Annotated in this window: 9 protein-coding genes; 4 read left to right on the plus strand and 5 right to left on the minus strand. The window is 72.8% G+C overall.

The features are described from left to right. Positions 1-387 precede the first annotated feature (387 nt). From AB0B40_RS03895 to AB0B40_RS03905, 3 genes are all read left to right on the plus strand, one after another. A complete protein-coding gene (locus AB0B40_RS03895) occupies positions 388-903 on the plus strand; it encodes an NUDIX hydrolase (protein ID WP_362262644.1) in 516 nt (171 codons plus the stop codon). Positions 904-1,216: 313 nt separating this feature from the next. Next, positions 1,217-2,356, plus strand: a complete 1,140-nt coding sequence (locus AB0B40_RS03900; RefSeq protein ID WP_362262647.1) for a serine hydrolase domain-containing protein — start codon at positions 1,217-1,219, stop codon at positions 2,354-2,356. 151 nt (positions 2,357-2,507) lie between these two features. Beyond that, positions 2,508-3,701, plus strand: coding sequence for a glycosyltransferase (locus AB0B40_RS03905; RefSeq protein ID WP_362262797.1), 1,194 nt, complete (start codon positions 2,508-2,510; stop codon positions 3,699-3,701). 530 nt (positions 3,702-4,231) lie between these two features. Here the strand turns inward: AB0B40_RS03905 and AB0B40_RS03910 are convergent. From AB0B40_RS03910 to pepN, 3 genes are all read right to left on the minus strand, one after another. After that, entirely contained in the window at positions 4,232-5,041 is an 810-nt protein-coding gene (locus AB0B40_RS03910; RefSeq protein WP_345047750.1) for an SGNH/GDSL hydrolase family protein, read from the minus strand. Between the two features lie 201 nt (positions 5,042-5,242). Next, positions 5,243-6,292, minus strand: coding sequence for a hypothetical protein (locus AB0B40_RS03915; protein WP_345047749.1), 1,050 nt, complete (start codon positions 6,290-6,292; stop codon positions 5,243-5,245). A 195-nt stretch (positions 6,293-6,487) separates the two neighbouring features. After that, the gene (gene pepN, locus AB0B40_RS03920; protein WP_362262800.1) at positions 6,488-9,082 is read right to left on the minus strand and encodes an aminopeptidase N; all 2,595 of its coding nucleotides are present in this window, start codon (positions 9,080-9,082) and stop codon (positions 6,488-6,490) included. Positions 9,083-9,222: 140 nt separating this feature from the next. Here pepN and AB0B40_RS03925 point away from each other — a divergent pair, with 140 nt between their 5' ends. Beyond that, on the plus strand, positions 9,223-9,885 hold the full coding sequence (locus AB0B40_RS03925) for a DsbA family protein (protein ID WP_345047748.1): 663 nt from the start codon (positions 9,223-9,225) through the stop codon (positions 9,883-9,885). Positions 9,886-10,091: 206 nt separating this feature from the next. Here AB0B40_RS03925 and AB0B40_RS03930 read toward each other — a convergent pair whose 3' ends face one another. Together AB0B40_RS03930 and AB0B40_RS03935 are read right to left on the minus strand one after the other, a co-directional pair. Further along, positions 10,092-11,471 (minus strand): amino acid permease, encoded by a 1,380-nt coding sequence (locus tag AB0B40_RS03930; RefSeq protein ID WP_345047746.1) that lies wholly within the window; start codon positions 11,469-11,471, stop codon positions 10,092-10,094. A gap of 122 nt (positions 11,472-11,593) precedes the next feature. Next, positions 11,594-12,484, minus strand: a complete 891-nt coding sequence (locus AB0B40_RS03935) for a TauD/TfdA family dioxygenase (protein WP_345047744.1) — start codon at positions 12,482-12,484, stop codon at positions 11,594-11,596. Positions 12,485-12,494: the final 10 nt, after the last annotated feature.

The following is a 12,494-nucleotide window of genomic DNA, read 5'->3' on the forward strand; positions in this document are numbered from 1 at the left end:
GGTTCGGGCGTCTATAGGGCGGTATTTGCTCAGGTGTCCTTGGAACGCGCGTAATGGCGGGACGCCTCGGCCCGGTTGCCGCGGGTGGCCATCGAGCACCGGCACCGCGTCCACGAGCGGCGCCGCCTGTCCGAGGGGACCGTTCACCGCGGCCCCGAGCGCCTCGCGCGCCGTCGGCAGGTGGTCCAGCACCTCCGCGTCGGCCGGGTGGGCCCCGGCCGGCCCGTTGCTCTCCAGCCGGACCGCGAGTCCCCCCTTCTGGCGGGTCGTACGGTGGTTACCCGTGCTCCTGTGTACGGGCGCCGCCCTCCCGCTCCCCGGCGAGGCCCGCACCCGGTCCCCCCCGGCGGGGTGCTCACCGGCCGACATGCCCGCTAACGTCGGGGAATGCGAAGGAAGTTGAGGGTGGCGGCCTACGCCGTGTGCGTCCGTGACGGACAGATCCTGCTGGCCCGCTCGCCGGCCCCCGACGGCACGCCCGAGTGGGTGCTGCCCGGCGGCGGCATGGAGCACGGCGAGGACCCGTACGACACCGTCCGCCGGGAGGTCACCGAGGAGACCGGCTACCGCATCGAGGTGACCGGTCTGCTCGGCGTCGACTCCTCCCGGCGCCTCTTGCCCAGCGGGCGTCCGCTGCGCCGTACCGACCACCACGGCTTGCGCATCGTCTACGAGGGCGAGGTGACCGGCGGCGAACTCCGGTACGAGATCGGCGGTTCCACCGACTTCGCCGCCTGGCATGACCTGGACGCCGTACCCGGGCTCACCCGCGTACGCCTGGTCGACACGGCCCTGCGGCTGTGGCGTGAACGCCCCCCGCACGGCCGCCTGGAGCACCTCCCCGCACCCCGGCCGACGAACGACGGACGACCGGTCCCCGGCCCCCCGCGACCCGCTCCGTGACCGCCCCCGGCCCCCCGCGACCCGCTCCGTGACCGCCCCCGGCCTCCCCGGTGACCCGCGTACGGTGACCGGCGCCGCGCGTCCCCACCGCGGCCACGCGCGGGTGGTCCCCGCGGCCGGCGATCCCCCGTGAGCGGACGTCCGCCTCCGCACCGCCCGCGACCCTCGCCGGCGGCGCGGCCGGCCGGGATGCCGGGCCGGTGTCGGAGAAAGGCTGAAAGCCGCTCAACCGCCCCGCGCCGAGGCAACCTTCGCGCGGCGCCCTCGGGTCCTCACCCCCGACCGCGTCACACAGCACAGGTTGGGGGAACACATGCGCGTACGCGCGACTCTGGTGGGCAGCACCGCCCTGCTCCTCACGGCGGCCCTGGCGGGCCCGGCCGTGGCCGCCTCCGGCAGTCACTCCGGCGGCGGCCACTCGGCCACCCGTGAGGCGATCGAGGCGGCGGTCGAGGCCGGTGTGCCCGGCGTGACCGCCACCGCGAGGGACACCCACGGCACCTGGTCCACGACGGCGGGCGTCGGCGACCTGCGCACGGGCGGGCACCGCTCGGCCGCCGACCGCTACCGCGTCGGCAGCATCACCAAGACCTTCGTGGCCACCGTGCTGCTCCAGCTGGAGGCGGAGGGCCGGCTCTCCCTGGACGACAAGGTCGACCGGTGGCTGCCCGGCGTGGTGCGCGGCCACGGCCACGACGGCCGGCACATCACCGTCCGCCGGCTGCTCAACCACACCAGCGGCATCTACGACTACACGTCCGACGACGACTTCGCCCGCGCCCACTTCCTCAAGGACGGCTTCTTCCGGCACCGCTACGACACCCTCACCCCGGGCGCCCTGGTGGCGATCGCGATGCGGCACGAACCGGAGTTCGCGCCGGGCACGTCCTGGAGCTACTCCAACACCAACTACGTCCTGGCCGGCATGGTGATCGAGAAGGTGACCGGCCGCTCCTACGCCACCGAGATCACCCGCCGCGTCATCGACCCCCTGCACCTGACGGCCACGTCCGTCCCCGGCACCCGGGTCACCGTCCCGCGGCCCAGCAACCGGGCCTACTCCAAGCTCGCGGAGACGGCGACGGGTCCGACGTACGACGTCACGGCCCTCAACCCCTCCCTCGCCTCCTCGGCGGGCGAAATGATCTCGGATTCCGCGGACCTGGACCGCTTCTACAGCGCGCTGCTGCGCGGAAAGCTCCTGCCGGCGCACCAGCTGAAGGAGATGAAGACCACGGTGAAGATCGACGGTGTCCCGAACGTCCGCTACGGCCTCGGGCTGATGGACACCACACTGACCTGCGGTGTTCACGTCTGGGGCCACGACGGCGGCATCCACGGTTCCACGTCCTCGGCGGTGACGACGGCGGACGGCCGGCATTCCCTCGCCCTCAATTTCAACGCGGACTGGACGGGCGAGCCGGCGCCCGTGATCGAGAAGGAATTCTGTTAGCCGACGTTTCATTCGCGTAGTTCTGCGTTAACTCGCACGCAATGTCCGTACCGCCTCATATCGGCTAACCCGCTGTGAACGGGGATGGCTGGATCTTTTCGATCATTTATGCAAGGCGGGTGGTCGTGTGCGTGCGAGGCACGAGCTGCGTGTGCTGTCGGTCTACGAGGGCTTCTTCTCCGGGGGAGCCCGGATCGTGCACTCCGACGTCGTTCTGGGACTGGCCGAGGGCGGCCAGTCCCACCAGGTGCTCAGCATCCATGGCGAGGTCCATCGCGAGGCCACCCGGCAGCGCATGGAGGACGACGCCTGCTACCGGGCGCTGACCGCCGGCGCGGTCGGTGTCACCTCGCTGGGCCGCACCGCCGGCCTGGTGGACGGCGCGGTCGCGGCGGATGTTTTCAGCGGGCCGGAGCTGGCCGAGACCGCACGGTCGATGGCCGCGGCCGACGTGATCCTCTCGCTGAAGGAGCAGCCGCTGGCGCTGCTCAACCAGGCCGGGCTGCCCCGCCGCCCGGTCGTGGTCTGCCTGCACCGCTCCGATCCCGAGAACCAGGGCCCCGCCCTGGACGAGCTGCGGGCCGCCATCGCCGACGGCACGGTGGCGGCGTGCGTGTGCTGCGCCGAGTCGACGCGGGCCGCGTACGAGGCCGCGGGCGTCCCGCGCGAACTGCTGCACGTCATCCCCAACGGGGTGGACCTCCTGCGCTTCCGCCCGGACGCGGCGGCCCGGCTCGCCTTCCGCGCGTCCCTGGGCATCCCGGCCGCGGCCCCGGTGATCGTCTTCGCGGCCCGCTACGCCACGATGAAGAACGTCCCGCTCCTGCTGCGGGCCGCCCGCGCCTTTCTCGCCCGCGAGCCCGAGGGACAGGTGCTGATGTGCGGCGCGGGCATGGACGGCGCGAACGCCGCCCTGTCGGCCGACATCGCGACCGCGTTCGGCGCGGACCGGCACCTCGCGGGCCGGGTCCGCCACCTCGGCGTACGCCGCGACATGGAGACCGTCTACGCCGGGGCCGACGTCGTCGCCCTGACCTCCGCCTCCGGGGAGGCGGCGCCGCTGTGCCTGATCGAGGGCATGATGTGCGGCGCCGTCCCCGTGACGACGGACGTCGGCGACAGCGCGGAGATAGTCCGGGGTCACGGGTTCGTGACCCCGCAGGACCCGGAGGCCGTCGCCCTGGCCTGGACGGCGGCGGTCGCCGGCCGCGCCGGTCTCACCCCGGCGCTGGCGGCGAGCCGCGAACGCTTCAGCCGTACGCGCATGATCGCGGCGTACGCCACGCTGCTCGAGGACGTCTACACCCGAGCCTCGCGCCTCCCGACACTCCCCGACCCCCTCTAGCCCACCCGGCCCCGGCCCCGGCCCGCCGCCGGTCCCCGGCTCCCGGCCTCCTGACCCGGCCCCGGTCTCCCGGTCCCGGCCCCGGTCTCCCGGCCCGGTCCCGGCTCCCGGTCCCGGCCCCGGTCTCCCGGCCCGGTCCCGGCTCCCGGCCCGGTCCCGGCTCCCGGTCCGGCCCCGGCTCCCGGTCCCGGCTCCCGGTCCCGGCTCCCGGTCCCGGCTCCCGGTCCCGGCTCCCCGGCTCCGGGCCCGGCTCCCTGGCTCCCCGGCTCCCCGGCTCCCCGGCTCCCGGCCCGGCCCCCGGCCCCGGCCCCCGGCTCCGGGTTCGCGGCTCCCAGGCTTCCGGCTCCGCGTTCCGGGCACGCGGCTCCCAGGCTTCCGGCTCCGGCTTCTGGCCCCCGGGCTCGCGGGCCCCGGCCTCCGGCCCCCGCGCTCGCGGCTCCCAGGTTCCCGGCTTCCGGGCCCGCGGCCCCCGGCCGCCGCTGGCGGGTGTGGGAGCCCGTGGGCGGGCCGTGGGGGCCGTGGGGTGGGGGTCAGGTCGCGTGGGTGAGGGCCGGCAGGTAGCCGAGTGACTGGCCCGGTGCCGTCGGGTGGTACGACTCGGTGATCGCCAGCACGTCGACGCTGTGCAGCCAGGGGCTGGACGAGCAGATCTCGTGGCCCGCGAAGGCCCCGGTCACGTCGGCGAAGATGAACCCGTGGACGGCGGCGCGCTGGGCGATCACCGCGTTGAGGTGGTCCACGGCGTCGTTGAGGGTGGTGCGTTCACCGTCCTGAAGGCCCAGCGCGCAGCTGCCGCTGAGGTGGTAGAGGTGCGGGTAGCCGAGCACCACGACACGGGCGGCGGGCGCCCGGCTCCGGATGGCCGTGTAGAGGACGTCGAGATCGCCCGCGAGCGGGCCGTCCATGACGGCGCGGGAGCGGGAGACGGCGGACAGGCACCGCTCGGTGCCGCCCAGCGCGCAGGTCGCCAGGACGCTGACGAATCCCGTGTCGCTGCCGCCGACGGTCAGGGTGACCAGGCCGGTGCGGGCGCTGAGATGGCCGAGCTGCTCCTTCAGGACGTCCTTCGCGCCGGCGCCGTTGCACGCGGCGAAGCTGAAGGTCGCCGGCGCGTGGGCCTCGGCCCACAGCACCGGGTAGGCCCGGCTGCTGCGCTTGCACTCCTTGCCCGAGGCCAGGTAGTCGCCGGCTCCGACACCGGAGGAGTAGGAGTCACCGAGGGCCACATAGCCGCCGGCCACGGTCGAGGACGCCACTTGTGCCGTCGCGGGGCCGGCGAACGCACAGGCCGCCGCGAGGAGGAGGGAGCACGCACCGGCCGCTATTCGGGGCTTTCTCATGTCTCTCCTGATACCGCGGCCCGCGCGGCGCCGCCCGCCCCGCTCGTCCGTTCCGGTGAACCCTCACCCCGGTGGCGCAGCAGAAGTTGCCCGGCGGCGGCACGCACGGGGAGGGGCCGCCGGCGTCCGGGCCGGCAGCCCCTCCTCTCCCCTCCTGAACGCCCTTCCGGCGGCCCTCCCGCCGCCGGTCCCGGTCCGTCACTACCGGGGCAGGACCACGACGTAGGCGGCCGGGTCGCGGTCACCGGACGCCATCAGCGCCGTCCGTACCACCGCCGCCTGCTGCTCCAGGGACTCCCGCAGCTTCCTCGGCGTGATGTACACGACCGTGATGCCGAGGCGTTCGAGGTGCTCGCGCTTGAGGGCGTACTCCGACCACAGCGCGTCGTCGTCCTGCGGATGGCCCTGGCGCGGCGCGCGCGTGTCGAGTTCGACGGCGACCGCCTGGTCGGGCCAGTAGGCGTCCACGCCGCCCAGGTGCGGGCCGCCGGGCAGGCGCAGGTCGACGTTCCAGACGGGGTCGGGCAGGCCGTGCTCACGCACCATCCGGTACAGGCGGTCCTCGGCGATCGAGCGGCCCTCCGCGAGCAGCGCGTCCACCGCGTCCACCACGTGCGGCCGGCTCAGCAGCTTCGCCTGGGTCAGCTCCCGCACCACGGCCGCCGGTTCGCAGTGGCCGCCGCGCACCGACTCGGTCAGCAGCCGGCGTACCGCCTCCGCGTCCGTCAGCTCCGCCACCGTGTCCGCCAGGGCCCGTGGCACCGGCGCCACCGGCAGGCCCGCCACGGCCTGCGGAGCGGGCAGGGCGGTGGTGCGCAGGATGCGGACGTAACCCGTGGAGCGCAGTCGGCGCGACCGGGGGACCAGGACGTCCACGTGCTCCAGCGAGGGCAGCGGCGGGGTGGACGAGAAGCCGTGCAGGGTCAGCGCCGCCGGCCCGGTGACGACCGCCTCCGCGTAGACCGGCCGGTGCGGGCTCTGGGCCGTCGGCTGGACCGGGACGCCCGGCTCCGCCGTGCGGGCCGCGTACAGCAGGGCGCCGTGCAGCCGCTCCTCGCCGGTGGGCGGCCCGGGGTGCAGCAGGATCACGTTCGGGAGCAGCTCTTGCCAGGGACCGTCGGGGCGGCACTGCTCGCCCAGTTCGGCGGCCGGCACGCCGTGGGCGCGCAGCTGAGCCGTCGTCAGGACACGGCGGTGGGCGTCGGAGAGGTGGCGCAGGGGGCGGGGGGAGAGCGGGGTGTTGTGGGTCATGGCGTCGGGATTCCCGCACCCGGTCCCGCTCTTAACCGTTGTTACACGGCCGTCGAAGAATGCGGACAAGACGGGACTAAAGGTCAGATGTTCGGGTGCCGAGTAGGCACCGAAAACCCCTGGTCCGATCAGGTGCGGACCAGGGGTTACGGCGGTGTGTGCCCGGATCTCGTAACGGTCACCGACCGGGCAAGCTCAGGCCAAAGCTCGCCGGTCGGAGGCCGCCGCGTCGCACGCCTGTGCGCCCAGTGCCCGCGCCAGGTCGTCCCGCGCCTCCAGCACCAGCCGGCGCAGCGCCGGGGCCGCGTCCTCGTGCGCCGCCAGCCACGCGTCCGTCGCCTCCAGGGTCTCCGGACGGTCCTGGAACACCGGGAACAGGCCACGGACCACGTCCATGCCGATCTGGATCGACCGCTCGCGCCACACCCGCTCGATCGCCGCGAAGTACAACTGCGCGTACGGCGCGGTCAGCTCCCGCTGCGACGGCTGCCCGAAGCCCGCGATCGTCGCCTCCACCAGCGCGTTGGACAGCGTGTCCGCCTCCACCACCTGCGCCCACGCCTGCGCCTTGACCGCCGCCGACGGGCGCGCGGCCAGGCAGCGCACCTGGTGCCGCTTGCCGGACGCGGTGTCGTCCCGGGCCAGCTCCGCCGCCAGCACCGACTCGTCGGCCGCGCCGTGCGCCGCCAGCGGCTCCAGGAACGCCCAGCGCAGCTCCTGGTCCACCGTCAGGCCCTCGACCTCGGTCGTACCGTCCAGCAGCTCCTCCAACAGCTTCAGGTCCGGCCCCGCGGCGGCCACCGCCGCGAAGAACCTCGCCCAGGCGAGCTGGTGCTCGCTGCCCGGCCCGGCCGCCCGCAGCTCCCGCAGCGCGCCCTCGGCCAGCAGCTGCCCGCCGGTCTCCCGCCACGCGGGCGCCGCGTAGTGCGTCAGTGCCGAGTCCGCCCAGGCGTGCAGCATCTGGAGCACGCCGATGTCCGACTCGCGGCCCGCGAACCGCAGCACCAGGCCGATGAACTCCCGGGCCGGCAGCAGCCCGTCCCGGGTCAGGTTCCACAGCGCCGACCAGCACAGCGCCCGGGCCAGCGGGTCGGTCAGCTCGCCCAGGTGCGCGCGCAGGGTGGCCAGCGAGGTCTCGTCGAAGCGGATCTTGCAGAAGGTGAGGTCGTCGTCGTTGACCAGCACCAGCTCCGGCGCCTCGGCGCCCGCCAGCTCCGCCACGACCGTACGCGGGCCGTCCACGTCCGTCTCCACGCGCGCGTACCGCTCCAGCGTGCCCGCCGGAGTACGCCGGTACAGCCCCACCGCGACCCGGTGCGGGCGCAGCGTCGGGTGCGCCTCCGGAGCCTCCTGGACCACCGCCAGCTCGGCGATCCGGCCGCCGGTGGTGTCCAGCAGCACCTGCGGGGTCAGCGAGTTCACCCCCGCCGTCTGCAGCCAGGACCGGGACCACCCCGTCATGTCCCGGCCGCTCGTCTCGGCCAGCACCGACAGCAGGTCGCCCAGGCGCGTGTTGCCGTACGCGTTGCGCTTGAAGTAACGCCGGGCGCCCTCCAGGAACGCCTCCTGGCCGACGTAAGCCACCAGCTGCTTGAGCACCGAGGCGCCCTTGGCGTAGGTGATGCCGTCGAAGTTCAGCTTGGCGTCCTGCAGGTCCCGGATGTCGGCCGTGATCGGATGCGTGGAGGGCAGCTGGTCCGCGCGGTAGGCCCAGGCCTTGCGGCGGTTGGCGAAGGTGATCCAGGCGTCCTTGAAACGGGTGGCGCCCACGTTCGCGAACGTGCCCATGAAGTCCGCGAAGGACTCCTTCAGCCACAGGTCGTCCCACCAGACCATCGTGACCAGGTCCCCGAACCACATGTGCGCCATCTCGTGCAGGATGACGTTGGCCCGCGCCTCGTACGACGCCTGCGTCACCTTCCCGCGGAAGATGTACTCCTCCCGGAAGGTCACCAGGCCCGGGTTCTCCATCGCGCCCAGGTTGTACTCCGGCACGAACGCCTGGTCGTACTTCCCGAACGGGTACGGGTAGTCGAAGTGGTCGTGGAAGAAGTCCAGGCCCTGCTTGGTGACCAGGAAGACGTCCGCGGCGTCGAAGTGCGGGGCGAGGCCCCTGCGGCACATCGCGCCCAGCGGGATCTCCAGCTTCGTGCCGTCGTCGAGGGTGCGCGTGTAGGAGTCGGTCACGTAGTGGTACCGGCCCGCCACCACACACGTGATGTACGTCGAGATCGGCTTGGTCTCGGCGAACCGCCAGACGCCGTCGGTGAGTTCACCGGCGCCGTTGCTCCACACCGTCCATCCCTCGGGCGCCCGCACCTCGAAGCGGTACGGCGCCTTCAGGTCCGGCTGCTCGAAGTTCGCGAACACGCGGCGGGAGTCGGCCGGCTCGTACTGCGTGTACAGGTAGACCTCGCCGTCCTCCGGGTCGACGAAGCGGTGCATGCCCTCGCCGGTGCGCGAGTAGGCGCACTGCGCGTCCACCACCAGCTCGTTCTCCGCGGCCAGGTCCTCCAGCGCGATCCGGGAGCCGTCGAAGACCTCGCCGGGGTCGAGGTCCCGGCCGTTGAGCGAGACGGACGTGACGCCCGGCGCGATCAGGTCGGCGAAGCTGGACGCCCCGGGCTCGGTGCAGCGGAAACGGACGGTGGTCACCGAGCGGAACGTGCGCGGCTCGCCGTTCCCGTCGCCGACGGCGGACCGGAGGTCCAGGAAGACGTCGTACCCGTCGACGGACAGCAGGGCGGCCCGCTCCCGGGCCTCGTCGCGGGACAGATTCTCACCGGGCACGGACGGCACTCCCTCGTGATCGCGTGGATGGTGGCTGAACAGGACCGATCCTGCCATGTGCTCCTGACGGCGGACAGCGGGGAATGCGGGTGGCGGTGACCTCGTTGACGCTGCGAAAGACCGTTTCGCAGAGGAGCGCCATGTCCGAGAGCCCCACCTCGTCCGGCAAGACCCCCGTCGACTTCTGGTTCGACCCGGTGTGCCCCTGGGCCTGGATGACCTCCCGCTGGGTGCTGGAAGTGGAGAAGGTCCGCGACATCGAGGTCCGTTGGCACGTGATGAGCCTGGCCGTCCTCAACGAGGACAGGCTGGACGAGCTGCCGGCGGAGTACGCCGAGAACATGCGGCCCGGCGGCTCGACCTGGGGCCCGGTCCGGGTGGCGATCGCCGCCCAGCAGCTGCACGGCGACGAGGTGGTCGGCAAGCTCTACACCGCGCTCGGCACCCGCTTCCACAACGAGGGCCTCGGGGTGAACCGCGACAGCATCGCCGCCGCCCTCGCCGACGCCGGCCTGCCCGCCGACCTGGTCGAGTTCGTGGACAAGGACACCTACGACACGGAGCTGCGCGCCTCCCACAAGGAGGGCATCGACAAGGTCGGCCAGGACGTCGGCACCCCGGTCATCGCGGTGCCCGGCGCCGACGGCGAGCAGATCGCCTTCTTCGGCCCGGTCGTCACCCCCGCCCCCAAGGGCGAGGAGGCGGCCCGCCTGTGGGACGGCACGGTCGCCGTGGCCTCGGTGCCGGGTTTCTACGAGATCAAGCGGTCCCGCACCAAGGGACCGGACTTCAGCAACCTGTAGGCCCCCACGGGCCATGGAGGACCCCCGCGAGTCACGTCCTCGCGGGGGTCTTCCTTCTTCCGCCCGCCGACGTGAAGGGTGAGAAGACGATCACGAGGCAGGCATCCTTATTGCAACACAGTTGCAACTACACGCTAGCAGTAACAGCGCCGGAGTAACAGAAAAGGCCCCCACGTGTCGTACGCGGGGGCCTTGGCGAGGACGGGTCAGCGCCGGACGCGGGCCCGCTGCCAGGCGTAGCCGGCCGCCGCCAGGATCAGGGTCATGGCGCCCGTCGAGTACAGCTGGACGCGGGTGTCCGCCTCGCGGGCCATCAGGACGAAGATCGCCGCCATGCCGGCCAGCGCGACCCAGGTCAGCCACGGGAACGCCCACATGCGCACGACCAGCTTCTCGGGGGCCTCGCGCTCGATACGGCGGCGCAGCAGCAGCTGGGAGACGGCGATGAAGATCCAGACGACCAGGATGACCGCGCCGATCATGTTCAGCAGCCAGCGGAAGATGTCGTCCGGCCGCCAGTAGTTGAGCAGTACGCAGACGAAACCGAGGACGCACGAGGTGAGGACCGCGATCCGGGGCACCCCGCCGGACAGCCTGGACAGCGCCTTCGGGCCCTGGCCGCGCTCGACCAGCGAGTACGCGATGCGTGAGGCGCCGTAGATGTTGGCGTTCATCGCGGACAGCAGGGCGACCAGCACGACCACGTTCATCAGCCGGCCCGCGCCCGGGATGCCCAGGTGGTCGAGCGTGGCGACGTACGGGCCCTTCTCCACGACCTCCGCGGCGTCCCACGGCACCAGGGTGACGGCGACCGCCATCGAGCCGATGTAGAACAGGGCGATGCGCCACATCGCCGTACGGACGGCCGACGCGACGCCCCGGACGGGGTTCTCCGACTCGGCCGCCGCGATGGTGACCGTCTCCAGGCCGCCGTACGCGAACACCGAGGCGAGCAGGCCCACCAGCAGCCCCTCGCTGCCGTTCGGCATGAAGTCGGTCAGGTGGGACGCGCCGGGGGAGTCGGTGCCGGGCAGCACGCCCGCGATGGCCAGCACGCCGAGGACCAGGAAGAGGGAGATCGCGCCGACCTTCAGCGCCGCGAACCAGAACTCGAACTCGCCGAAGTTCTTCACGGCGGTCAGGTTCGCCCCGCAGAACACCACCATGAACAGCGCGACCCACATCCACTGCGGAGTGCCCGGCACCCAGCCCTGGACGATCTTCGCGGCGCCGATGCCCTCCAGTCCGACCGCCGTGCACAGCAGGACCCAGAAGGACCATCCGGCGGTGAAGCCCGCCCACGGGCCGATCGCCCGCTCGGCGTGTGCCGAGAAGGAGCCCGACGACGGGTACGCGGCCGACATCTCGCCCAGCATCCGCATGACCAGCATCACCAGGAGGCCGGAGAGGGTGTAGGCGATCACGATGGACGGCCCGGCGGCGGCGATGCCCGCGCCGGAGCCGACGAACAGCCCCGCGCCGATCACCCCGCCGAGGGCGATCATGGACAGATGGCGCTGCTTGAGGCCGTGGGAGAGGGAGGCGTCCGCCTGCGGCGGCGTCTCCGTGGTGGTGCTGCTGGGCATGGGGCGCGGCTCTCCCAGTGCAATAGGCGGGCAAAAACCCCGCCAGTGTGGGCGGCCCGTCCGCTCAGGCGAAGGGGCCGCCCACTATACGGACACCCGCTGCACGCAGGGTGAACCCCCGGTTACGCGGCCAGGGGGGTGTAGTGCGAGGCGTCACCCTCGATCGAGTAGCTCTCCTTGCCCTCGATGCCGACCGGGACGTCACCGGCGACGGTCACCCGGTGCAGGCGCCGCGGCCGCCCGTCGTAGTTGTCGATCGCGTAGTGCTGGGTGATCCGGTTGTCGAAGAGCACCAGCTGGTTCTCCGACCAGCGGTGGCGCAGCACGTTCTCCGGGCGGGTGACGTACGCCTGGAGCAGGTCGAGGATCTTGCGGGACTCGCCCGCCGACAGGCCCGTGATCCGCTGCGCGAAACCGCCGATGAACAGCCCGCGCTCGCCGGTCAGCGGGTGGACCCGGACCACCGGGTGGGCGGTGCGGTACGTGATGGAGGTGAACTGGGCCCGCTGGGCGGCCTTCTCCTCGTCGATCTCCTCGTCCGGCACCGCGTAGTCGTAGTCGTTCGTGTGCTCGGCCCACAGGGTGTCGGCCAGCCGGCGCAACGGCTCGGGCAGGTCGCGGTAGGCCGCCGCCGCGTTGGCGATCAGCGTCTCGCCGCCGTACGGCGGGACGGTCAGCGAGCGCAGGGTGCTGGCCTGCGGCGGATTGAGGACGAAGGTGACGTCGGTGTGCCAGTGGTTGGCGCGGCCCCGCTCGCTGTCCACCGGCAGCACGTTCGGGGCGTCCTCGACCGCGCCGACGGTCGGGTGGGCGGTGGTCAGGTCGCCGAGATGGCGGGCGAACGCCTGCTGGCCTGCGTCGTCCAGGCGGACGTCGTCGAAGACCAGCGCCTTGTGGACGTTGAGCGCCTCGCGGATCGCGCCGACCTGCTCCGGGGCGAGCGGTCCGGAGATGTCGACGCCGGAGACCCGGGCGCCGATGCGTGCGGTGACCTTGGTGATCTCGATGGACATGAGGGTTCCT

The organism is Streptomyces sp. NPDC042638 (assembly GCF_040647235.1).
Classification (GTDB): domain Bacteria; phylum Actinomycetota; class Actinomycetes; order Streptomycetales; family Streptomycetaceae; genus Streptomyces; species Streptomyces rameus.

What these genes read in the sequence shown, in the direction of transcription:
- AB0B40_RS03895 (WP_362262644.1), top strand. Translation starts at nt 388, where the DNA reads ATGCGAAGGAAGTTGAGGGTGGCGGCCTACGCCGTGTGCGTCCGTGAC.
- AB0B40_RS03900 (WP_362262647.1), top strand. Translation starts at nt 1,217, where the DNA reads ATGCGCGTACGCGCGACTCTGGTGGGCAGCACCGCCCTGCTCCTCACG.
- AB0B40_RS03910 (WP_345047750.1), bottom strand. Translation starts at nt 5,041, where the DNA reads ATGAGAAAGCCCCGAATAGCGGCCGGTGCGTGCTCCCTCCTCCTCGCG.
- AB0B40_RS03915 (WP_345047749.1), bottom strand. Translation starts at nt 6,292, where the DNA reads ATGACCCACAACACCCCGCTCTCCCCCCGCCCCCTGCGCCACCTCTCC.
- AB0B40_RS03925 (WP_345047748.1), top strand. Translation starts at nt 9,223, where the DNA reads ATGTCCGAGAGCCCCACCTCGTCCGGCAAGACCCCCGTCGACTTCTGG.
- AB0B40_RS03930 (WP_345047746.1), bottom strand. Translation starts at nt 11,471, where the DNA reads ATGCCCAGCAGCACCACCACGGAGACGCCGCCGCAGGCGGACGCCTCC.
- AB0B40_RS03935 (WP_345047744.1), bottom strand. Translation starts at nt 12,484, where the DNA reads ATGTCCATCGAGATCACCAAGGTCACCGCACGCATCGGCGCCCGGGTC.